This is a genomic window from Streptomyces sp. SAS_281, assembly GCF_052542855.1.
The window spans coordinates 1-21,087 of the sequence record NZ_JBMNDO010000089.1; the positions used below are offsets into that span (position 1 = coordinate 1).

Below are 21,087 nucleotides of genomic sequence, written 5' to 3' on the forward strand. Positions count from 1 at the left end.
CCCCCCCCCCCCCCCCCCCCCCCCCCCCCCCCCCCCCCCCCCCCCCCCCACGGCCTCTCAGCCCGCGGCGCCGCTGCTCGCCAGCGCGTCCGACAGCTCCTTGGCCGCCTGCTGGAGGATCGGCACGATCCGCTCGGTGGCCGCCTCGGTGACCCGGCCCGCCGGGCCGGAGATCGAGATGGCGGCGGAGGTGGGGGAGTCGGGCACCGAGACCGCCAGGCAGCGGACCCCTATCTCCTGCTCGTTGTCGTCCACCGCGTAGCCCAGCCGGCGCACCTGCTCCAGCGCCTCCAGGAAGCCGTCGGGCGTGGTGATCGTCTTCTCGGTGGCGGCGGGCATCCCGGTGCGGGCGAGCAGGGCGCGCACCTCGTCCGGCGGGGTGTGCGCGAGCAGCGCCTTGCCGACGCCCGTGGAGTGCGGCAGCACCCGGCGGCCCACCTCGGTGAACATGCGCATCGAGTGCTTGGACGGCACCTGCGCCACGTACACGATCTCGTCGCCGTCGAGCAGCGCCATGTTGGCCGTCTCGCCGGTCTCCTCGACCAGCCGGGCCAGATAGGGGCGCGCCCAGGTGCCGAGCAGCCGTGCGGCGGACTCGCCGAGGCGGATGAGGCGGGGGCCGAGCGCGTAACGCCGGTTCGGCTGCTGACGTACGTAACCGCACAGGACCAGCGTGCGCATCAGGCGGTGGATCGTGGGCAGCGGAAGTCCGCTGCTCGCGGAGAGTTCGCTCAGGCCGACCTCGCCCCCCGCGTCGGCCATCCGCTCCAGCAGGTCGAAGGCGCGCTCAAGGGACTGCACACCACCGCTGGAACCGGCGGGCTTGGAGTCGGAAGTGCTGGCGTGGGACGGCGGCACGTCAACGGTCCTTTCGAAGCGGGGGAGCGAGGCAGCAGCCTACCGGGCCCTTTCCGGCCCGCCCACAGCCGACGGGGGCCGTCAGGGCCGGTCAGCGCCCGTTTGTCCGGGTGTCCGCGGGCCGTGCGGTGCTCCGGCCGCGCGGCACCTGGCCCATTCTACGTTCCACACTCCGAAATTGACCTTTTACTTCGTGGAAACCTCCAGTATGACTCCGGAACCGGGCGGGGCGCGGGGGAGAGGTCTTGACGGGGTGCGCTCCCGAGTGAAGACTCCTTCAACAGTTCGTTGAAAGTGCGAAGTGAGGAGCACCGGTGTCCGGTCCGGACGTGAAGCTGCTACTGCGCTCGACGCGCGTCGTCACCCCCGAGGGGACGCGGCCCGCATCGGTCGCCGTCACCGGCGGGACCATCGACGCCGTTCTGCCGTACGACACCGGGGCGCCGGCCGATGCCCGCGTCGAGGACTTCGGGGACGACGTCCTGCTGCCCGGCCTCGTGGACACCCACGTCCACGTGAACGACCCCGGCCGTACCGAGTGGGAGGGCTTCTGGACCGCCACCCGCGCGGCGGCGGCCGGCGGCATCACCACGCTGCTCGACATGCCCCTCAACTCGCTGCCGCCCACCACCACCGTCGAGAACCTGCGGATCAAGCAGGGCGTCGCCGCGCCCAAGGCGCACGTCGACACCGGCTTCTGGGGCGGCGCGATCCCCACCAACGTCAAGGACCTGCGCCCGCTCCACGAGGCAGGGGTCTTCGGTTTCAAGTGCTTCCTGTCGCCGTCCGGCGTCGAGGAGTTCCCCGAGCTGGACCAGGAGCAGCTGGCCCGGTCCATGGCCGAGATCACCGGGTTCGGCGGGCTGCTCATCGTGCACGCCGAGGACCCCCACCACCTGGCCTCCGCGCCGCAGCAGGCCGGACCGGCCTACGCGGACTTCCTGGCGTCCCGGCCGCGCGACGCCGAGAACACCGCCATCGAGGGCCTGATCGCCCACGCCCGGCGGCTGAACGCCCGCGTCCACGTCCTGCACCTCTCGTCCAGCGACGCACTTCCGCTGATCGCCGCCGCCCGGCGCGAGGGGGTCCGGCTCACGGTCGAGACCTGCCCGCACTTCCTCACCCTCACCGCCGAGGAGGTCCCCGACGGGGCCACCGAGTTCAAGTGCTGCCCGCCGATCCGGGAGGCCGCCAACCAGGACGCGCTGTGGCAGGGCCTCGCCGACGGCACCATCGACTGCATCGTCTCCGACCACTCGCCGTGCACCACCGACCTGAAGACCCCGGACTTCGCCTCCGCCTGGGGCGGGATCTCCTCCCTCCAGCTCGGCCTGCCCGCCATCTGGACCGAGGCCCGCCGGCGCGGCCACACCCTGGACGACGTCGCCCGCTGGATGTCCGCCGCCCCCGCCGCCCTGGCCGGGCTGCGCCACAAGGGCGCCATCGAGGCGGGCCGCGACGCCGACTTCGCGGTCCTGGCGCCCGACGCCACCTTCACCGTCGACGCGGCCGAGCTCTTCCACCGCAACCAGGTCACCGCGTACGCCGGCCGCACCCTGCACGGCGTGGTGCGCTCCACCTGGCTGCGCGGCGTGCGCATCGCCGCCGACGGCGTCCTCTCCGAACCCACCGGCCGCCTCCAGACAAGGGACTCCCGAGCATGACGGCGACAGCGCACTTCACCGGCGACGCGAACCCGTACGGGGGCGGCGACCCGTACGCCGACTACCGCACCGCGGACCTCCCCTTCACCCACCTCGTCGACCTCGCCGACCGGCGGCTCGGCGCCGGCGTGATCGCCGCCAACGACGAGTTCTTCGCGGAGCGCGAGAACCTGCTCAAGCCGGAGCCCGCCCACTTCGACCCGGAACGCTTCGGGCACAAGGGCAAGATCATGGACGGCTGGGAGACCCGCCGCCGGCGCGGTGCGAGCGCCGAGCGGCCGCACCCGGAGGACGAGGACCACGACTGGGCGCTGATCCGGCTCGGCGCCCCCGGCATCGTGCGCGGCCTGGTCGTGGACACCGCCCACTTCCGCGGGAACTACCCGCAGGCCGTCTCCGTCGAGGCCGTCTCGCTGCCCGGCTCGCCCTCGCCGGAGGAGCTGCTCGCCCCGGACGTGAAGTGGACGACACTCGTCCCCCGTACCGCCGTCGGCGGCCACGCGGCCAACGGGTTCGCCGTCGACGTGGAGCGCCGCTTCACGCATCTGCGGCTCAACCAGCACCCGGACGGCGGCGTCGCCCGTCTGCGGGTCTACGGCGAGGTCGCCCCGGACCCCGCCTGGCTGACCGCGCTCGGCACGTTCGACGTCGTCGCCCTGGAGAACGGCGGCCGGGTCGAGGACGCCTCCGACCGCTTCTACTCCCCGGCCACCCACACCATCCAGCCCGGCCGCTCCCACAAGATGGACGACGGCTGGGAGACCCGCCGCCGACGCGACCGGGGCAACGACTGGATCCACTACCACCTGGTGGAAGAGGCGGACATCCGCGCCGTCGGGATCGACACCGCCTGCCTGAAGGGGAACGCGGCGGGCTGGGCCCGGCTCACCGCCCGGGACGCGGAGACCGGCGAGTGGACCGAGTTCCTGCCCCGGACCCGGCTCCAGCCCGACACCGACCACCGCTTCGTGCTGACGGAGGCGGTACGCGCCGACCAGGTCCGGATCGACATCTTCCCGGACGGCGGCATCTCACGGCTCCGCCTCTTCGGCTCGCTCACCGAACGCGGCGCGGCCCGGCTGGCCGCCCGCCACGCGGAGCTCGGCGGCTGAACGCGCCGTACTCCGAGGAGCGCGAGGGAGCAGTCAGAACTCCTCGTGCTCCTCGGGGTCCCCGCCGAACCGCTCCCGCCGCCCGTTCGAGATCCGCCCCAGCTCCTCGGGCGTCAGCTCGAACCCGAACAGGTCCAGATTCTCCCGCTGCCGCCCCGGATCGGCCGACTTCGGGACCGGGACCGCCCCGAGCTGGGTGTGCCAGCGCAGCACCGCCTGGCCCGGGGTGACGCCGTGCGCCTCGGCGACCGCCACCACCTCCGGGTCGGCCAGCAGGTCCCGGCCGCGCCCCAGCGGGCTCCAGCTCTGCGTGACGATCCCCATCGCCGCGTGCACTGCGCGCAGCTCCTCCTGGGGCAGCCGGGGGTGCAGCTCGACCTGGTTCACGGCGGGCACCACACCCGTCTCCTCCGCCAGCCGCCTCAGGTTCTCGGCGGTGAAGTTGGAGACCCCGACCGACCGGACGAGCCCCTCCTCGCGCAGTTTGACCAGCGCCCGCCAGGTGTCCACGTAGAGCCCCACCCTGGGCAGCGGCCAGTGGATGAGATAGAGGTCCACGTAGTCCAGGCCGAGATTGCTCCGGGACTCCTCGAACGAGGCGAGCGTCTTCTCGTAGCCGTGGTGCCGGCCGGGCACCTTGGTCGTGACGAAGACCTCCTCGCGCGGCACTCCGCTGCGGACGATGCCGCGCCCGGTCCCGGTCTCGTTGCCGTAGTTCAGCGCGGTGTCCACGAGCCGGTAGCCGAGGTCCAGGGCTCCGGAGACGGCCTTCTCCGCCGCGTCGTCGTCCAGCGGATAGGTACCGAGCCCGACCGCCGGGATCGTACGGCCGTCGTTCAGGGTGTGCACCGGGATTCCGGACATGATCGTCCCTTCTCGTCGCCTGCCGTTACGGGGGATGCCTCCCCGCCCAGCGTAGGCGGGGAGGCGGCGGGCGGCAGGGCGGCGTCAGGCGGCGTGACCGCCGTCCACGACCAGCTCGGCCCCGGTGACGAACGCGGCCTCCGCGCCCGCGAGGTACGAGATCAGCGCGGCGATCTCCTCCGCCGTGCCGAACCGGTCCAGTGCGTTGGCCGCGCGCTGGCCGTCGGCGAAGGGGCCGTCGGCGGGGTTCATGTCGGTGTCCACGGCGCCCGGCTGGACCAGGTTGACCGTGATGCCGCGCGGGCCCAGTTCGCGGGCCAGCGGCTTGGTCAGGCCGGAGAGCGCGGACTTGCTCATCGCGTAGAGCGTCCCGCCGGGGCCGCCCGCGTGCCGGCTCAGGGCCGTACCGAGGGAGATGATCCTGCCCCCGCGCTCCATCACCTCGGCCGCCGCCCGGCAGGCGAGGAACACCGCCCGGACGTTCACGGCGAGGACCCGGTCCACGTCGGCGGGCGTCAGGGTGCCGATGGGGCCGAGGACGCCGATCCCGGCGTTGTTCACCAGGATGTCCAGCCGCCCGAGCTCCTCCGCCGCCCGGTGCACCGCCGAGGCGGCGGCCTCCGGGTCGGCCGAGTCGGCCCGGAGCGCGACCGCGCGGCGGCCGGTCGCCTCGATCGCGGCGACGACCTCCTTGGCGGCGCCCTCGTCCTTTACGTACGTCAGCGCCACGTCGGCGCCGTCCCGGGCGAGCCGCAGGGCGGTCGCGGCGCCGATGCCCCGGCTGCCGCCGGTGACGAGCGCGGTGCGGGGGGTGTTCGGGGTGGTGTTCATCGTGGTTCCTGTCCGTCGCCGGTTGTGCTGACGGGATCCAGGAAAGTCGTTCGGCGCCCCGGGCACCGGCGGGAAACGGACGCCGACCACGAGGCGGCCGGCGTCCGCCCGGGGGCTCGCCATCGCAGGCCGGCGCCCGGTAGCGTGATCGTCCCCCAGTGCGAGCCGGTGTCGTCTCCACGTCGTCCCTGTGGAGAGAGCAGGAGCCCCGTTGTCCTCCGCCGCCGTCCCCGCCCCCCTGCTCGCCCCGCCGCGCCGGGCCTGGCTCACCGATCTGCCCGTCCTGCTGGTCGCGGTGGTCTGGGGCTCCAGCTATCTCGCCGCCAAGGGCATCACCACCCCGGGGACCGTCGTCGCCGTGCTCGTGCTGCGGTTCGCCGTGGTGCTGCCCGTCCTAGCGGTCACCGGATGGCGCAGGCTGCGCACGCTGAGCGCGGCGCAGTGGCGGGGCGCCGGGCTGCTGGGCCTCGTGCTCAGCGGGATCTTCCTGGTGGAGACGTACGGCATCGTGCACACCTCGGCGACCAACGCCGGGCTCATCATCAGCCTCACCATGATCTTCACCCCGCTCGCGGAGGCCGCCGTCACCCGGACCCGGCCGACGGGATCCTTCCTCGCCGCCGCCGGGCTATCGGTGGCCGGGGTGGTGCTGCTCACCCAGGGCGGCGGGTTCACCAGCCCCTCGGCCGGCGACCTGCTCATGCTGGCCGCCGCCCTGGCCCGGACCCTGCACGTCCTGCTCATGGCCCGCATCAAGTCGGTGGACGGCGCGGACGCGCTGTCCCTGACGACCGTGCAGCTCGGCAGCGCCGTCGCCGTCTTCGCCCTGCTGGCCGCGGCGCCGGGGACCGGGGCGGCACCCTGGACGGTCGCCGCCGGGTTCGGGGCCCGGGAGTGGGGCGGGCTGCTCTTCCTCTCGGTGTTCTGCACGCTCTTCGCGTTCTTCGTGCAGATGTGGTCCGTACGCCGCACCTCGCCGTCCCGGGTCAGCCTGCTGCTCGGAACGGAACCGCTGTGGGCCGCCGCCGCCGGCATCGCGATCGGCGGCGAGCGCCTGGGCATCGCCGGGGCGGCGGGCGCCGTGCTGGTGCTGGCCGGAACGGCCTGGGGACGGCGCAGCGCGGACCAGGGCGCGCCCTGACCGGCTCACTCCTTGATCGCGTCCGCCGCGACCATGACGGCCACCCCCGCCACCACCAGCACGATCGACACGAAGAGCGGGTACTCGGCGGCGAACGGCAGCCGCTGCACCAGGTTGAAGAAGCGGAACCAGTCGAACCACACATGGAGCAGACCGGCGACCCCCTGGACGAAGACCAGGAAGCCGGCCGTCTCGCAGAATTTCTTCATGGCCCCGAGCCTGGCCGCCCGGGCGGCGCCGCCGCGTCGGCCGGTGGGCTGCCCGCCGGGTCCGAAAGTCCCCGACTCCGCGACTTTCGTCGCTCCCGGGGGCCGGACACCCGGAACCCACCGCCCACATGCGTAGCTTTGTCGACATGACGCGTACGGAGTACCCCTGGCTGCTGCCCTCGGCGATGGCCGGACCCGAGCTGCCGGGTGACCGCGGCCGGTCCCGCCGTACCGTGCGGGACTGGGCCGTCGACCTCACCGCGTTCCTCTGCGCGGCCGGTATCGGCCTGGCGACGCTCGCCGCGATCGCGGCCGACCCCACCACCCCGGACGCCGTCGTGCTGGTCGATTCGCTCGTCGGTGCCGCCGCCTGCTGCGCCCTGTGGTTCCGGCGCCGCTGGCCGGTCGCGCTCGCCGTCGTCCTGACCCTGCTGGCCACCGTCGAACCGGTCGCGGCGGGCGCCCTGCTCGTCGCGCTGTTCAGCCTGGCCGTCCACCGGCCCTTCCGCCCGGTCGCCCTCGTCGGCCTGGGGGCGCTGGCCGCCGCCCCCGTACAGCCGTACGTGCGCCCCGACCCGGACACGTCGTTCCTGGCGTCCACCGTCATCGGGCTCCTGCTGATCCTGCTCGTCCTCAGCTGGGGCATGATCGTGCGCTCCCGGCGCCAGCTCGTCGTCTCCCTCCGGGAACGCGCCGTGCGCGCCGAGACCGAGGCCGCCCTCCGCGCCGAACAGGCCCAGCGGCTCGCCCGCGAGGAGATCGCCCGGGAGATGCACGACGTGCTCGCCCACCGGCTGACCCTCCTCAGCGTCCACGCCGGGGCCTTGGAATTCCGGCCCGACGCGCCCCCGGCCGAGGTCGCCCGCGCCGCCGGGGTCATCCGGGACAGCTCCCACGAGGCGCTCCAGGACCTCCGCGAGATCATCGGCGTACTCCGCGGCCCCCGGGACGGCGACCCCGACGGCAACCGCCCGCAGCCGACCCTCGCCACGCTCGACGCCCTCGTCACCGAGTCCCGGGAGGCGGGCATGAAGGTCGCCCTGGACAACCGCCTCGCCGACCCCGGCGCCGTGCCCGCCGCCTCCGGGCGCACCGTCTACCGCATCGCCCAGGAGGCGCTGACCAACGCCCGCAAACACGCCCCCGGCACCGAGGTCACCGTCGCCGTCACCGGCGGACCCGGGCAGGGCATCACCGTGGACGTGCGCAACCCGGCCCCCACCGAACCCTTCACCCCGGTACCCGGCTCCGGCCAGGGGCTCATCGGCCTCACCGAACGGGCCACCCTCGCCGGAGGCCGCCTCGACCACGGGCCCACCCCCGGCGGCGGTTTCGCGGTGCGGGCCTGGCTACCGTGGGCGTCATGACCGACGCGCCTGTCCGGCTCCTGATCATCGACGACGACCCGCTCGTCCGGGCCGGGCTGACCCTGATGCTGGGCGGCGCCGACGACATCGACATCGTGGGCGAGGGCGCCGACGGCAGCGAGGCCGCGGAGCTGGTCGACCGGCTGCGGCCCGACGTGGTCCTGATGGACATCCGGATGCCGGTCATGGACGGCCTGACCGCCACCGAAGCGCTGCGCGCCCGGCCCGACGCCCCGGAGATCGTCGTCCTGACCACCTTCCACGCCGACGAGCAGGTGCTCCGCGCCATCCGCGCCGGGGCCGCCGGCTTCGTCCTCAAGGACACCCCGCCCGCCCGCATCGTGGAGTCGGTGCGCCGGGTCGCGGCCGGTGACCCGGTCCTCTCACCCGCCGTCACCCGGCAGCTCATGGCCCGGGCGGCGGGCACCGGGCAGGAGGAACGCGTCGACCGGGCCGCCCGGGCGCGCGAGCGGATCGCGCTCCTCGCGGACCGGGAGCGCGAGGTGGCCGTCGCCGTGGGACAAGGCCGGTCCAACGCGGAGATCGCCGCGACGCTCTACCTCAGCGTCGCCACGGTGAAGACCCAGGTCTCCCGCATTCTCGCCAAGTTCGGCTTCAACAACCGCGTCCAGATCGCCCTGCTCGTCCACGACGCCGGTCTGCTCGACGACTGAAGCTGCCCAGGGGATCTCCGCGGAACAGGCTCTGGAGCGGATCGAATCCGGCCTGAAGCCCCTCGTTCCCGGCAGGCATCCCGGCATACGCTGAACGGGCCGGTCCTCGGAGCGGGGACGACACGACCGGGAGGGCGGGCCCATGACCGAAGTCGATGTGGATCTCAGCGGGTTGGCCGACTTCACCGCGGATCCGTACCCCTACTACGAGCGGATGCGCGCGGCCGGACCCGTCCACCTCGTCCGCACCGACGAGTTCGACAGCATCTGGCTCGTCGTCGGCCACGACGAGGGCCGGGCCGTCCTGGCCGACCAGCGCTTCGGCAAGGACTGGCGGGCGCTGCCCGGCGAGACCGGCGGCGACCCGATCAACGCCAACATGCTGGAGACGGACCCGCCCGACCACACCCGGCTGCGCAAGCTCGTCGCCCGCGAGTTCACCGCCCGCCGGATCGAGGCGCTGCGCCCCCGGGTCGAGGAGATCACCGGTGAACTCCTCGACCTGATGGTCCCCGAAGGCCGTGCCGACCTCGTGGACGCGCTCGCCTTCCCGCTCCCCATGACCGTGATCTGCGAACTGCTCGGCGTCCCCGACCTGGACCGGTCCGCCTTCCGCAAGCTGTCCAACGGCGTCGTCGCCCCCGCGGACGCGGTGGAGGAGGGCGAGGCGGTGCGCGCCATGGGCGGCTACCTCACGGAGCTGATCGAGGAGAAGCGCCGCTCACCCGGCGACGACCTGCTCAGCGCCCTGATCGCCGCCCGTCACGAGGACGACGACGCGCTGTCGCCCGACGAGCTGGTCGGCATGGCCTTCCTGCTGCTCGTCGCCGGCCACGAGACGACGGTCAACCTCATCTCCAACGGTGTACGCGCCCTTCTCGCCCACCCCGACCAGCTCGCCGCGCTCCGCGCCGACCTCTCGCTGCTCGACGGCGCGGTCGAGGAGATGCTGCGCTACGACGGCCCCGTCGAGACGGCCACCCTCCGGTTCGCCCGGGAGCCGGTCGAGGTCGGTTCCCGGACCATCGGGGCCGGCGACGCGGTCCTCGTCTCGCTCGCGGGCTCCGACCGCGACCCCGCCCGCTACCCCGAGCCCGACCGCTTCGACATCCGCCGTGACACCCGCGGCCACCTCGCCTTCGGTCACGGCATCCACTTCTGCATGGGCGCCCCGCTGGCCCGGATGGAGGGCCGCATCGCGATCCGTGCCCTCCTCGAACGCTGCCCCGGCCTGGCGGCCGACCCCGAGGCCGCCCCGTTCGACTGGCTGCCCGGGACGCTGATCCGGGGGGTGCGCCGCCTGCCGGTGCGCTGGTGAGCGACGCGCCGCCGTCCTCTTCGTGCCCCTCCGGGTTGCGGCGGCGCGGGCTCGGGGATACTTGCCCAGCCGGGCCGGGACCACAGGGCCCCGGCTCCACCGGCAGCAGCACAGCGAGCAGCACAAGAAGGGCACGGCGTCGTGGCAAGGGTTCGGACAGGGGTACGTGCGATGGGCGCCGTGCTTGCGGCGGTGCTGGGGGTGTCCCTCATGGGATGCAGCAGCACCGGCGGCAAGCGGGCGGAGGAGCGTGCGGCCAAGGCCGCGGCCGAAGGCCGGGCCGCGGTGAACACGCCCCGCTGGACGTTCGCCATGGTCACCCACTCGGGCGACGGCGACACCTTCTGGGACATCGTCCAGAAGGGCGCCGAGATGGCGGCCAAGAAGGACAACATCAACTTCCTGTACTCGAAGAACGACGAGGGCCAGCAGCAGGCCCAGCTGGTGCAGGCGGCCATCGACAAGAAGGTCGACGGGCTGATCGTCACGCTGGCCAAGCCCGACGCCCTGAAGGACGTCGTCGCCAAGGCCGTCCGCGCCGGCATCCCCGTGATCACGGTGAACTCGGGCTCCGCCGAGTCCAAGGCGTACGGCGCGCTCACCCACATCGGCCAGGACGAGTCCATCGCCGGTGAGGCCGTCGGCGACGAGCTGAACAAGCGCGGCCGCAAGAAGGCCCTCTGCATCCTGCACGAGCAGGGCAACGTGGGCCACGAGCAGCGCTGCGCCGGCGCGAAGAAGACCTTCGACGGCCAGATGCAGAACCTGTACGTGGAGGGCACCAACATGCCCGACGTCCAGGCGTCCATCGAGGCGAAGCTCCAGTCCGACAAGGACATCGACGCGGTCGTCACGCTCGGCGCGCCCTTCGCGGACGCCGCCGTCAAGGCGAAGAAGACCGCCGGCAGCAAGGCCGAGGTCGACACCTTCGACCTGAACGCCGCGGTCGCCGCCGCGCTGAAGGCCGGGACCCTCGGCTTCGCCGTCGACCAGCAGCCCTACCTCCAGGGCTACGAGGCCGTCGACCTGCTCTGGCTCTACCGCTACAACCGCAACGTCCTCGGCGGCGGCCGCCCGGTCCTCACCGGCCCGCAGATCATCACCTCGAAGGACGCCGCCCAGCTCGCCGAGTACGCCGACCGGGGCACCCGATGACCGCCGGACCCGGATCGTCCGCCGTCGTCGACGAACGGCTGCTGCGCACCTCACCGCTGCGCAGGCTCCTCGGCCGCCCGGAGCTGGGCTCGGTCGTCGGCGCGCTCGCCGTCTTCCTCTTCTTCGCGGTCGTCGCCGACAGCTTCCTGCGCGTCACCAGCTTCGGCACGGTGCTGTACGCGGCCTCCACCATCGGGATCATGGCGGCTCCGGTCGCGCTTCTGATGATCGGCGGCGAGTTCGACCTGTCGGCCGGTGTGATGGTCACCAGCTCCGCGCTGGTCTCCTCGATGTTCAGCTACCAGATGACGGCCAACGTCTGGGTCGGCGTCCTCGTGTCGTTGCTGGTCACGCTCGCCTTCGGCGCGTTCAACGGCTTCATGCTGACCCGTACGAAACTGCCCAGCTTCATCATCACGCTGGGCACGTTCCTGATGCTGACCGGGCTCAACCTGGGCCTGACCAAGCTGATCAGCGGCACCGTCTCCACGAAGGGCATCGGCGACATGGAGGGCTTCCCCTCCGCCCGCAAGCTCTTCGCCTCGTACTGGACCGTCGGCGGCGTCGAGCTCAAGGTGACGCTCCTGTGGTGGGCCGGACTGGTGGCCGTCGCCACCTGGATCCTGCTCCGCACCCGCTTCGGCAACTGGATCTTCGCCGTCGGCGGCGGCGCCGACGCGGCCCGCGCGGTCGGCGTCCCGGTCATCCGTACCAAGATCGGGCTCTACCTCGGCGTCGCCTTCGCCGCCTGGGTCTCCGGGCAGCACCTGCTGTTCAGTTACGACGTCGTGCAGTCCGGCGAGGGCGTCGGAAACGAGTTGATCTACATCATCGCGGCCGTCATCGGCGGCTGCCTGATCACCGGCGGTTACGGCTCCGCCATCGGCTCGGCGGTCGGTGCCCTGATCTTCGGCATGACCAGCAAGGGCATCGTGTACGCGGAGTGGAACCCGGACTGGTTCAAGTTCTTCCTGGGGGCGATGCTGCTCCTGGCCACCCTGCTCAACGCATGGGTACGCAAGCGCGCGGAGGCGACGACATGACGGCCCCCAAGGCCCCGGAGGGGCCCGAGGAAACCGGCCGGCAGGCCCTCGTCGAACTGGACGACGTGGCCAAGTACTACGGCAACATCAAGGCGCTGGAAGGCGTCTCCCTGGAGGTGCACGCGGGCGAGATCTCCTGTGTGCTCGGTGACAACGGCGCCGGCAAGTCCACCCTCATCAAGATCATCGCGGGGCTGCACCGGCACGACGCCGGGCGGTTCCTGGTGGACGGCGAGGAGACCACCCTCGCCAACCCGCGCGACGCCCTGGACCGGGGCATCGCCACCGTCTACCAGGACCTCGCGGTCGTCCCCCTGATGCCGGTCTGGCGCAACTTCTTCCTGGGCTCCGAGCCGACCACCGGCGCCGGCCCCTTCAAGCGCCTCGACGTGAAGCTGATGCGCGAGACGACCCGCTCGGCGCTGCTCCGCATGGGCATCGACCTGCGCGACGTGGACCAGCCCATCGGCACCCTGTCCGGCGGCGAGCGGCAGTGCGTGGCCATCGCGCGCGCCGTCCACTTCGGCGCGAAGGTCCTCGTCCTGGACGAGCCGACGGCCGCGCTCGGCGTGAAGCAGTCCGGGGTCGTCCTGAAGTACATCGCGGCCGCCCGGGACGCCGGTCTCGGCGTGGTCCTCATCACGCACAACCCGCACCACGCGTACCTCGTCGGCGACCGGTTCGTCCTCCTGAAGCGGGGTGCCATGGCCGGCAGCCACACCAAGGAGAGCGTCACGCTGGACGAACTGACCCGGCAGATGGCGGGCGGCAGCGAGCTGGAGGAGCTGAGCCACGAGCTGGAGCGCACCTCCGGAGACGCGGTGTAGCGAAGGCGCCCGGCGTCCCCGCCGCCCCCGGGGTGGCAGAATCGGGGCAGACGGGCGCCGTCCGCCACCGGGATCACTCCTGACCCGGTTACCCCAGACCTGTCAGGGACGATGAGCACGTACCGCGACTTCGCACACCGCGGCTCCGCCCGCGCGACCGTCCTGCGGACCGTGGGCACCCGGGAAAGGCGCTCGCACCTCACGGCGCCCCGGGTCCCCACCGTCGGCATCGACATCGGCGGCACCAAGGTCATGGCCGGTGTCGTGGACGCCGACGGCACGATCCTGGAGACCGTGCGCACCGAGACCCCGGACAAGTCCAAGAGCCCCAAGGTCGTCGAGGACACCATCGTGGAGCTCGTCCTCGACCTCTCCGACCGGCACGACGTGCACGCGGTGGGCATCGGCGCGGCCGGCTGGGTCGACGCCGACCGCTCCAAGGTCCTCTTCGCCCCGCACCTGGCCTGGCGCGACGAGCCCCTGCGGGACGCCCTCGCCTCTCGGCTCGTCGTCCCCGTCATGGTGGACAACGACGCCAACACCGCCGCCTGGGCCGAGTGGCGCTTCGGCGCGGGGCGCGGCGAGGACCACCTCGTCATGATCACCCTCGGCACCGGCATCGGCGGCGCGATCCTGGAGGACGGCCAGGTCAAGCGCGGCAAGTACGGCGTCGCCGGTGAGTTCGGCCACATGCAGGTCGTGCCCGGCGGCCACCGCTGCCCGTGCGGCAACCGCGGCTGCTGGGAGCAGTACAGCTCCGGGAACGCGCTGGTCCGCGAGGCCCGCGAGCTGGCCGCCGCCGACTCGCCGGTGGCCCACGGGATCATTGAGCGCGTCAAGGGCAACGTCCCGGACATCACCGGACCGCTCATCACCGAACTGGCCCGCGAGGGCGACGCGATGTGCGTCGAGCTCCTCCAGGACATCGGTCAGTGGCTCGGCGTCGGCATCGCCAATCTCGCCGCCGCGCTCGACCCCTCCTGCTTCGTCATCGGCGGCGGGGTCAGCGCCGCCGACGACCTGCTCATCGGCCCGGCCCGGGACGCCTTCAAGCGCCAGCTCACCGGCCGCGGCTACCGCCCCGAGGCCCGGATCACCAAGGCGCAGCTCGGCCCGGAGGCCGGTATGGTCGGTGCGGCGGACCTCGCCCGGCTGGTCGCGCGGCGCTTCCGCCGCACCAACCGCCGCCGCGTCGAGCGGTACGAGCGGTACGCGCAGATCTACGACCAGGCGGCGAGCACCCTCCGCAGCAACCGCAACACCCGCACTTCCTAGGGGCCCCACACCCATGACCGCAGCCGAGCACCCCGTCGTGCCGCGCCAGTCGCCGCCGCCGGACGAGGGCGACGGGCCGCCCTCCGAGACCCGCCGCCAGCTGATCCGCCGGCGCCTGATCACGGCGACGATCATCGTGCTGCTCATCGGCGTCCCCGCCGGATACCTGCTGATCTCGGCGGGCCAGAGCCGCCGCTCCGGCCAGGACAAGGCCGCCGAGGCCGCCGCGCAGGGACTGCGCCCCGGCTGGCCCTCCCGGATGCTGCGCCGCATCTTCGAGGTCCCCGTCCCCGGTTACGCGACCGAGGTCCAGTACTACGAGACGAACAACTGGAAGGCCAGCCGGATGTACGTGCAGTTCCGCACGACGTCCAACGGCCTGGACGCCTTCCTGAACGACGTCGGCACCGGCCGCGCGGCCCTGGAGCTCGGCAAGGTCACGGTCGGCGAGCGCGACACCGAGATCGCCGGCTGGAACTTCGGTGACGGCGCTACCTGGGCGGGCACCACCCACACCAACGAGGACCCGCGCCCCACCCAGGACATCACCGTGGACATGACGGACCCGATGTCACCGGTCGTCTACGTCGTCTCCGCCGCGACCCCCTGACCCGTCGCCCGGTGCCAGCGCCTGCACGTCGGCGTACGAGAGCGCTCCGCCCCGCACCGGGCCGCCGTCCCGGATCGCGGCCGCCGTGGACACGGCCCCGGCCAGCGCCTCCCGGTAGAGCAGCGAGCCGAGGCTGACCCGGCGGACCCCCAGGGCGCTCAGCTCGTCGATGCCGGGCCCGGCCGGGCTGTACAGCACGTTCAGCGGGGTCACGAGGACGGCGGTCAGGGCGGCGATCCCCGCCCGGTCCGAAAGGCCCGGCACGAAGACCCCGTCCGCACCGGCCTGCTCGTAGACGGCGAGACGGCCGGCGGTCCGCTCCTGCTCGGCCCCCAGCCAGTACGTGTCCGTGCGGGCGTTGACGAACAGCTCGGGAACCGCTTCCTTCACGGCGGCGATCTTCGCGGCGTGCAGCTCCACCGGTGCCAGGGTGCCGTCGGCCCGCCCGTCCTCCAGATTGATCCCCGCCGCCCCCGCCCCGTACAGCCGGCGCGCGAACTCGGCGACCTCCGCCGGATCGTCGCTGAACCCCCCTTCGGCATCCACGCTGAACAGGAACGACCCCCGCCCGAGCCGCCGGGCCAGGTCCACGGTCGCCTCCCCGGTCGCGGCCGCCCCGTCCGGCAGACCGAGCCCCGCCGCCACGCCCAGGCTGGTGGTCCCCACCGCCTCGAACCCCTCGGCCGCCAGCGCGGCGGCCGACGCGTGGTCCCAGGCGTTGGGCAGCAGCAGGGCCCTTCCCCGGTGGTGGAGGCGCGCGAACGGGGTCATCGGCCGCCCGAGCAGCCCCTCGGCCAGCGCGAGGGCGTGCGCCCTGCCGGGGCAGACCCGGGGCGGCGCGCCGAAGGTGAGCGGCACGGGGTGCTCCTGCTGGGCGCACGCCGGATCGAGCAGGACCTCGTCGCCCTCGGCGATCTCCCGTCCGGCGACCCGGGTGGCGCGCGCGGCGGTCCGGCGCATGACCCGGACCGGCGGATCGGTCCGCAGCACCCGGGCCGTGGGTACCCCGGCCCCGGCCGCCGCGACGGCCTCCACCAGCGTGGCGGTCGCGGCGCATGCCTGGGCCAGCAGCCCGATGCGGTTGGCGACGGCCTCCAGGCGGGTCTCGTCCGCCGGGCCCGGCGCGAGCAGCGCGACCAGCCGGGCGACGGCCAGGTCGGCCTCGGCCCCGCCGTCCTCGCCGAAGTACGCGTCCGCCACCACCGCCGTCTCCCGGGCGATCCGCCCCGGCTCCGGCATGTCCAGCGCGGCGGCCAGGCTGCTCACCACGCGCGTCCGCAGATCACCCTCCCCGTGCGCCGCCGAGGCCGCCCGGTGCAGATCGGCCGGGGACAGGCGGGCGAGCTCGGCCTCCACCAGCGCCCGCCGCCGCCGGTGCGGCTCACCGGAGGCGAACCTCGCCACGGCGGCCCGCAGCCAGGCGACGCTCGCGCCGGGCGCCCCGTCGAGGGGGCCCGGCGCCGGAGGGACGAGCGCGGGGTCGGCGAGGGCGGCTCGGATCTCCGCGTACCGGCGGAACTCGTGTGTCGTCGTGTGACTCATGACTCGGACCGTAGACCCGGAACACTTCGGGCCCCGCCGAACCGTCTCTGCGCCACCATGGACCCATGTCCTCTCTCGCCGCCACTGCCGCTCTCTTCGCCGACCGCACCCGCGCCGCCTTCTGCGAGGCGCTGCTCGACGGGCGGGCCTGGACGTCCGGTGAGCTGGCCCGGCACGCGGGTGTCAGCGCGTCCACCGCCAGCGAGCAGATCTCCCGTCTCGTGGCCGGCGGCCTGCTGGCCGAGGAGCGCCAGGGCCGGCACCGCTATGTCCGGCTCGCGGGCCCGGAGGCGGCCGCGCTGACCGAGGCGCTCGCCGGGTACGCCCCCGGCACGCCCCGCCCGCGCACCCTGCGCGCCTCGGTCCGCCAGGACGCCGAGGCCCGGGCGCGCACCTGCTACGACCACCTGGCCGGCCGGCTCGGGGTGGCCCTGGCGGACGCGATGAGCGCGCGCGGCCTGGTCGACACCGGCTCCGGAATCGCCGTCACCCCGGCGGGCCGGGACTGGCTGGCCGACACCCTGGACTACCGGCAGCCCGCCGGGTCCCGGCGCCCCCTCGTCCGTACCTGTCTGGACTGGACCGAACGCCGCTCCCACCTCGCCGGCGCCCTGGGCGAGGCGCTGTGCACGGCGGCCCTGGAACGCGGGTGGGTGCGGCGCGTCGGCTCGGGGCGCGCGGTGAAGGTGACGCCGGAGGGGACCACGGCGGTCGGCGAACTGCTCGGGGTGGAGGCGTGAGGGGGCGGTGCTCAGCGCCGGTCCACGTTCGCGGAGGCGTGAGCGGCCCTCAGCGCCGGTCCACCTCCGTGGAGGCGTGAGCGGCCCTCAGCGCCGGCCCACCTCTGCGGAGGCGTGAGCGGCCCTCAGCGCCAGTCCACCTCCGTGGAGGCGAAATAGGGCAGGCCCCGCTCGGTCCAGACGCGGGCGTGGTGGGCCAGGCGCTCGCGGTACTCGGCCCATTCCGGCGCGCGCCCGCACCACGCGGCCTCCGCGACCGAGGCCAGCCTGGGCAGCAGGAGGACGGAGACGTCCTCGAAACCCCTGAACTTCTCGGCGAACACCGTGGCCTCCACGCCCGCGACGTTCGCGTCCGGCACCGCGTAGGCGCCCGGGTCCCAGGCCGCCGTGTGCCGGACGCCCAGCGGGCGGTATGCGTCGAAGCCGAGCCGGGCGGCCTCGGCGGACTGCCCGGGCGGGGCGAACTCCGGCGCGTACGGGCGGTCCAGGTAGAGGTGGGACTGCGGGGAGAGCAGCACGCGCCCGCCGCCCTCGACGGTGCGGCGGAGGTCGTCGTCGGTGGGGGCGAAGAACCTCTTCAGCGCCGCGATGATCTCCACGGTCCGCCCGGCGGCCACGAGTTCGGGCCGGGCGGCCAGCCCTTCCGCCGTGTCCGGGAGGTCCATCATCTCCACGTCCACCCAGTACTGCGCGATGTCCTCGGGGCCGGCCCCGGCCCGTGAGGACTCCTGCCAGGCCACCGGGCGCTTGCCCAGCTCGCGGACGAGCGCGCGCAGTACGCGTACGGAGGCGTCGAAGCTCTCCGGGGTCGCGCCGAACGCCTCGTCGGCGCCGATGTGCACGTACGGGCCGGTCGTCAGCGCGCAGAGCTCGGTGAGGACACGGGCGACGGCGGTGCGGGTCGCCCCGTCGGTCAGGTCGAGCGGGGGCACGAACGGGAAGCGGTCCGCGAGACCGGCCGGGGCGGGGGCCGGGGGGAGTCCGGGCACGGCGGCCCGGAACGTGGCGCTGTGGCCCGGCAGGTCGATCTCGGGGACGACGGTGACGAACCGCCTGGCCGCGTACTCCTGGAGCGCGCGGAATTCGGACGCCGTGTAGAACTCCGAGCCCCGTGGCGTCAGTTCGGGCATGCCGGGCAGTTCGACGCGCCAGCCCTCGTTGTCGGTGAGGTGCAGGTGCAGGACGTTGAGCTTGTAGAGCGCGGCGAGGTCGATGATCCGGCGCACCTCGTCCGGGGTGAGGAAGCTGCGGGCCGGGTCGACCATGAGGCCGCGCCAGGCGTAGCGCGGGGCGTCCGTCAGCTCCTGGAAGGGGAGTCCACCGGTGACGCGGGCGGTGGCGATGAGCTGGAGGGCCGTGGTCGCGCCCCGGAACACCCCCGCCGGTGTGCGGCCGCGGCACGTGATGCCGTCGGCGTCCACGCGGAGCCGGTACCCCTCGTCGACCGGGTCCGCGGCTCCGCCGGGGGCGAGCCCGAGAGGCGGTGCGGACACCACCTCGTCCAGGCCCAGGACCAGTTCGCCGGGCGCTGCGCCGGGCGCGTCCGGCAGGTGCGGCGCGAGCAGCGCCCGCACGGTCGCGGCGACCTCCGTCAGCGCCGGGTCGGCCGCCCGTACCCGCCAGGAGCCGGCGGCGGGCAGTGCGCCGGCGGGGGAGGACGGTCGGGCGTCGGCATGCGGAATGACGGCGTTCACGGGCTTCTCCCTGAGGTGGGACCGGTGGGCCGGGGGACCGGAACGGCGGTGTCAGGTTCCGGCGGTCCGGCCCCCCGGGCATTCGGTGCCGGGGCGGGGCCGGACCGGCCGCCTCTTCTCCCGTACCGCTGCCACCTGTACGCTAACACGAAAACCGATCAATGAACGCTTTTTGCGGAGGGGGCGAACGGCCCGCCTCCGGGCGAAAGGAGAACCCGATGGTGCACGAGGCCGGACCCGGTTTCGCCCTGCCGGAAGGCTTCCTCATGGGGGCGTCGACCTCGGCCCACCAGGTCGAGGGCAACAACGTCTCCAGCGACTGGTGGAGCCTGGAGAACCGCCCCGGGAGCTTCGTCCGGGAGCCCAGCGGGGACGCGGCCGACAGCTTCCACCGGTGGCCCGAGGACATGGACCTGCTGCGCGGACTCGGCTTCGACTCCTACCGCTTCAGCATCGAGTGGGCGCGGGTGGAACCGGAGCGCGGCCGGGTCTCGCGCGCCGCCGTCGAGCACTACCGGGCCATGGTGCGCGGCGCGCTGGAACGCGGCCTCACGCCGGTCGTGACCCTCCACCACTTCACCTCGCCCCGGTGGTTCAGCGACCTCGGCGGCTGGACGGCCCCCGGCGCGGACGAACTGTTCGCGGCCTACGCGCGCACCTGCGCCGGCATCCTGCGCGAGGGCGTCAGCCATGTGGCCACCATCAACGAGCCCAACATCGTGGCCATGATGTACGCCCTGAAGGGCCACGCGGCCGAGCACGGCTGGGAAAGCGTCGCGCACGGGGCGAACGCCGCCCGCGAGGCCGGGGCCGCCGCCGTCGATCCGGCCTCCCTCGCCCCGGACCCCGAGGTGATCCGGGCCCTGATCCGCGCCCACCGGGCCGCCACCGCCGCGCTGAAGGACACGGTGCCGGGCGTCCGGGTCGGCTGGACCGTGGCCAACCAGGTCTACCAGGGAGAGCCGGGCGGCGAGTCCGCCGCCACCGCCTACGCGTGGCCCCGCGAGGACGTCTTCCTGGAGGCCGCCCGCGAGGACGACTGGATCGGCGTCCAGGCGTACACCCGCCACCGCATCGGCCCCGACGGCCCCCTTCCCCCGTCCCCGGGCTCCGAACTGACGCTCACCGGATGGGAGTTCTACCCCGAGGCGCTCGGGGAAGCGGTGCGGCACACGGCGGAGGTCGTCGGCCCGGACGTGCCGGTCCTGGTCACCGAGAACGGCATCGCCACCGACGACGACGAGCGCCGTATCGCCTACACCGCCCGCGCTCTGGCGAGCCTCGCGGAGGCGATGGCCGAGGGCGTCGACGTACGCGGCTATCTGCACTGGAGCGCCCTCGACAACTACGAGTGGGGGAGCTACCGGCCGACGTTCGGGCTGATCGCGGTCGACCGCGACACCTTCGCCCGGACGCCCAAGGAGTCGGCGCGCTGGCTGGGCGGCCTGTCCCGGGACCGCCGGCTGCCCGCCGGAGCCCCGCTCGGGTCGGTGACCACGCCGTCCTCGCGTTAGGGTGGCCGGCATGGCGAAACGGGGCCCGTACGAGAAGGGCGAGGCCAAGCGCAGCGAGATCCTGCACGCGGCACTGGAGATCTTCGCCGCCGAGGGGTACCGGGGTACCTCCCTGCGGAAGGTGGCGGCGAAGTGCAGCCTCAGCCTGCCCGGTCTGATGCACTACTTCGACTCCAAGGAGGACCTGCTCACCCAGGTCCTCCGGATGCGTGACGAGACCGCGCGGGCCCGGCAGGTGGAGCGCACCGATCCGTACGGCTACCGCGAGATCATCCGGGAGGGCGCGAAGACACCCGGCCTCGTCGAGCTGTTCGTCTCGATGGCCGCCGCCGCCAGCGACCCGGCCCACCCCGCCCACGCCCACTTCGCCGAGCGCTATCCCGTGGTGCGCGAACGCGTTGCGGACTTCGTCCGGGACGGGGTCGCGGAGGGGCGGATCAGCTCCGCGATCCCCCCGGAGCGGCTGGCGGTGCTCCTGGTCGCCGTGGCCGACGGCATCCAGCTGCAATGGCTGATCGACCGCTCGACGGACATGGAACAGCCCATCGAGGATCTGCTCGCCGTCCTCGACCCGCGTACGGCGCCCGAAGGGGCCTGAACGACGAGGGAGGGGCGGCGCGCACGGGCGCCGCCCCTCCCTGGCACGTCG

The 21,087-nt window shown here is 73.6% G+C and carries 20 protein-coding genes; 14 read left to right on the forward strand and 6 right to left on the reverse strand.

Annotated features, from left to right (window positions below; translation table 11 throughout):
- Positions 1–57: 57 nt before the first annotated feature.
- Positions 58–858: an IclR family transcriptional regulator gene (locus ACN6LM_RS27485; protein WP_445068069.1), complete on the reverse strand. Its 801-nt coding sequence runs from the start codon at positions 856–858 to the stop codon at positions 58–60.
- Positions 859–1,172: 314 nt separating this feature from the next.
- Between ACN6LM_RS27485 and allB the strand changes: the two genes are divergently transcribed.
- Together allB and alc are read left to right on the forward strand one after the other, a co-directional pair.
- Positions 1,173–2,522: an allantoinase AllB gene (allB, locus tag ACN6LM_RS27490; protein ID WP_445068070.1), complete on the forward strand. Its 1,350-nt coding sequence runs from the start codon at positions 1,173–1,175 to the stop codon at positions 2,520–2,522.
- Positions 2,519–3,634 carry an allantoicase gene (gene alc, locus ACN6LM_RS27495; RefSeq protein ID WP_445068071.1) on the forward strand — a complete coding sequence of 372 codons (1,116 nt, stop codon included), beginning with the start codon at positions 2,519–2,521 and terminating at the stop codon, positions 3,632–3,634. The genes allB and alc overlap by 4 nt, the downstream gene beginning before the upstream one ends.
- Before the next feature lie 33 nt (positions 3,635–3,667).
- Here the strand turns inward: alc and ACN6LM_RS27500 are convergent, their stop codons facing one another.
- Together ACN6LM_RS27500 and ACN6LM_RS27505 are read right to left on the reverse strand one after the other, a co-directional pair.
- Positions 3,668–4,498, reverse strand: a complete 831-nt coding sequence (locus ACN6LM_RS27500) for an aldo/keto reductase (RefSeq protein WP_445068072.1) — start codon at positions 4,496–4,498, stop codon at positions 3,668–3,670.
- A gap of 84 nt (positions 4,499–4,582) precedes the next feature.
- A complete protein-coding gene (locus ACN6LM_RS27505) occupies positions 4,583–5,329 on the reverse strand; it encodes an SDR family oxidoreductase (protein ID WP_445068073.1) in 747 nt (248 codons plus the stop codon).
- Between the two features lie 211 nt (positions 5,330–5,540).
- Between ACN6LM_RS27505 and ACN6LM_RS27510 the strand changes: the two genes are divergently transcribed.
- Positions 5,541–6,470, forward strand: a complete 930-nt coding sequence (locus ACN6LM_RS27510) for a DMT family transporter (protein ID WP_445068074.1) — start codon at positions 5,541–5,543, stop codon at positions 6,468–6,470.
- 5 nt (positions 6,471–6,475) lie between these two features.
- Here ACN6LM_RS27510 and ACN6LM_RS27515 read toward each other — a convergent pair whose 3' ends face one another.
- Positions 6,476–6,679, reverse strand: coding sequence for a hypothetical protein (locus ACN6LM_RS27515; protein WP_425809739.1), 204 nt, complete (start codon positions 6,677–6,679; stop codon positions 6,476–6,478).
- Between the two features lie 146 nt (positions 6,680–6,825).
- Between ACN6LM_RS27515 and ACN6LM_RS27520 the strand changes: the two genes are divergently transcribed.
- The 8 genes from ACN6LM_RS27520 (at position 6,826) to ACN6LM_RS27555 (ending at position 14,948) form a co-directional block, all read left to right on the forward strand.
- Positions 6,826–8,046 carry a sensor histidine kinase gene (locus tag ACN6LM_RS27520; protein WP_445068075.1) on the forward strand — a complete coding sequence of 407 codons (1,221 nt, stop codon included), beginning with the start codon at positions 6,826–6,828 and terminating at the stop codon, positions 8,044–8,046.
- Positions 8,043–8,720 (forward strand): response regulator, encoded by a 678-nt coding sequence (locus ACN6LM_RS27525; RefSeq protein WP_445068076.1) that lies wholly within the window; start codon positions 8,043–8,045, stop codon positions 8,718–8,720. The genes ACN6LM_RS27520 and ACN6LM_RS27525 overlap by 4 nt, the downstream gene beginning before the upstream one ends.
- A 142-nt stretch (positions 8,721–8,862) precedes the next feature.
- Positions 8,863–10,038, forward strand: a complete 1,176-nt coding sequence (locus ACN6LM_RS27530) for a cytochrome P450 family protein (protein ID WP_445068077.1) — start codon at positions 8,863–8,865, stop codon at positions 10,036–10,038.
- 141 nt (positions 10,039–10,179) lie between these two features.
- A complete protein-coding gene (locus ACN6LM_RS27535; protein WP_445068078.1) occupies positions 10,180–11,193 on the forward strand; it encodes a sugar ABC transporter substrate-binding protein in 1,014 nt (337 codons plus the stop codon).
- Positions 11,190–12,236, forward strand: a complete 1,047-nt coding sequence (locus ACN6LM_RS27540) for an ABC transporter permease (protein WP_445068079.1) — start codon at positions 11,190–11,192, stop codon at positions 12,234–12,236. Before ACN6LM_RS27535 ends, ACN6LM_RS27540 begins: the two co-directional genes overlap by 4 nt.
- Positions 12,233–13,063, forward strand: a complete 831-nt coding sequence (locus ACN6LM_RS27545; RefSeq protein WP_445068080.1) for an ATP-binding cassette domain-containing protein — start codon at positions 12,233–12,235, stop codon at positions 13,061–13,063. Before ACN6LM_RS27540 ends, ACN6LM_RS27545 begins: the two co-directional genes overlap by 4 nt.
- Positions 13,064–13,174: 111 nt before the next feature.
- Positions 13,175–14,338, forward strand: coding sequence for an ROK family glucokinase (locus tag ACN6LM_RS27550; RefSeq protein WP_361028827.1), 1,164 nt, complete (start codon positions 13,175–13,177; stop codon positions 14,336–14,338).
- Between the two features lie 13 nt (positions 14,339–14,351).
- The gene (locus ACN6LM_RS27555; protein WP_445068081.1) at positions 14,352–14,948 is read left to right on the forward strand and encodes a hypothetical protein; all 597 of its coding nucleotides are present in this window, start codon (positions 14,352–14,354) and stop codon (positions 14,946–14,948) included.
- Here the strand turns inward: ACN6LM_RS27555 and ACN6LM_RS27560 are convergent.
- Positions 14,910–16,490: an isocitrate lyase/phosphoenolpyruvate mutase family protein gene (locus ACN6LM_RS27560; RefSeq protein ID WP_445068082.1), complete on the reverse strand. Its 1,581-nt coding sequence runs from the start codon at positions 16,488–16,490 to the stop codon at positions 14,910–14,912. The genes ACN6LM_RS27555 and ACN6LM_RS27560 overlap by 39 nt on opposite strands.
- 65 nt (positions 16,491–16,555) lie before the next feature.
- Here ACN6LM_RS27560 and ACN6LM_RS27565 point away from each other — a divergent pair, with 65 nt between their 5' ends.
- Positions 16,556–17,230 (forward strand): ArsR/SmtB family transcription factor, encoded by a 675-nt coding sequence (locus ACN6LM_RS27565; RefSeq protein ID WP_445068083.1) that lies wholly within the window; start codon positions 16,556–16,558, stop codon positions 17,228–17,230.
- 125 nt (positions 17,231–17,355) lie between these two features.
- Here ACN6LM_RS27565 and ACN6LM_RS27570 read toward each other — a convergent pair whose 3' ends face one another.
- The gene (locus ACN6LM_RS27570; RefSeq protein WP_445068084.1) at positions 17,356–18,924 is read right to left on the reverse strand and encodes a family 20 glycosylhydrolase; all 1,569 of its coding nucleotides are present in this window, start codon (positions 18,922–18,924) and stop codon (positions 17,356–17,358) included.
- 218 nt (positions 18,925–19,142) lie between these two features.
- On the opposite strand from ACN6LM_RS27570, the gene ACN6LM_RS27575 reads away from it, so the two are divergent.
- Together ACN6LM_RS27575 and ACN6LM_RS27580 are read left to right on the forward strand one after the other, a co-directional pair.
- Positions 19,143–20,438 carry a glycoside hydrolase family 1 protein gene (locus ACN6LM_RS27575; RefSeq protein WP_445068085.1) on the forward strand — a complete coding sequence of 432 codons (1,296 nt, stop codon included), beginning with the start codon at positions 19,143–19,145 and terminating at the stop codon, positions 20,436–20,438.
- A 10-nt stretch (positions 20,439–20,448) separates the two neighbouring features.
- On the forward strand, positions 20,449–21,036 hold the full coding sequence (locus ACN6LM_RS27580; RefSeq protein WP_445068086.1) for a TetR/AcrR family transcriptional regulator: 588 nt from the start codon (positions 20,449–20,451) through the stop codon (positions 21,034–21,036).
- Positions 21,037–21,087: the final 51 nt, after the last annotated feature.

Bases quoted from the DNA above. Each gene is read 5' to 3' on its own strand.
- alc (WP_445068071.1), top strand. From the start codon at position 2,519: ATGACGGCGACAGCGCACTTCACCGGCGACGCGAACCCGTACGGGGGC.
- ACN6LM_RS27500 (WP_445068072.1), bottom strand. From the start codon at position 4,498: ATGTCCGGAATCCCGGTGCACACCCTGAACGACGGCCGTACGATCCCG.
- ACN6LM_RS27505 (WP_445068073.1), bottom strand. From the start codon at position 5,329: ATGAACACCACCCCGAACACCCCCCGCACCGCGCTCGTCACCGGCGGC.
- ACN6LM_RS27515 (WP_425809739.1), bottom strand. From the start codon at position 6,679: ATGAAGAAATTCTGCGAGACGGCCGGCTTCCTGGTCTTCGTCCAGGGG.
- ACN6LM_RS27520 (WP_445068075.1), top strand. From the start codon at position 6,826: ATGACGCGTACGGAGTACCCCTGGCTGCTGCCCTCGGCGATGGCCGGA.
- ACN6LM_RS27525 (WP_445068076.1), top strand. From the start codon at position 8,043: ATGACCGACGCGCCTGTCCGGCTCCTGATCATCGACGACGACCCGCTC.
- ACN6LM_RS27530 (WP_445068077.1), top strand. From the start codon at position 8,863: ATGACCGAAGTCGATGTGGATCTCAGCGGGTTGGCCGACTTCACCGCG.
- ACN6LM_RS27540 (WP_445068079.1), top strand. From the start codon at position 11,190: ATGACCGCCGGACCCGGATCGTCCGCCGTCGTCGACGAACGGCTGCTG.
- ACN6LM_RS27545 (WP_445068080.1), top strand. From the start codon at position 12,233: ATGACGGCCCCCAAGGCCCCGGAGGGGCCCGAGGAAACCGGCCGGCAG.
- ACN6LM_RS27550 (WP_361028827.1), top strand. From the start codon at position 13,175: ATGAGCACGTACCGCGACTTCGCACACCGCGGCTCCGCCCGCGCGACC.
- ACN6LM_RS27555 (WP_445068081.1), top strand. From the start codon at position 14,352: ATGACCGCAGCCGAGCACCCCGTCGTGCCGCGCCAGTCGCCGCCGCCG.
- ACN6LM_RS27560 (WP_445068082.1), bottom strand. From the start codon at position 16,490: ATGAGTCACACGACGACACACGAGTTCCGCCGGTACGCGGAGATCCGA.
- ACN6LM_RS27565 (WP_445068083.1), top strand. From the start codon at position 16,556: ATGTCCTCTCTCGCCGCCACTGCCGCTCTCTTCGCCGACCGCACCCGC.
- ACN6LM_RS27575 (WP_445068085.1), top strand. From the start codon at position 19,143: ATGGTGCACGAGGCCGGACCCGGTTTCGCCCTGCCGGAAGGCTTCCTC.
- ACN6LM_RS27580 (WP_445068086.1), top strand. From the start codon at position 20,449: ATGGCGAAACGGGGCCCGTACGAGAAGGGCGAGGCCAAGCGCAGCGAG.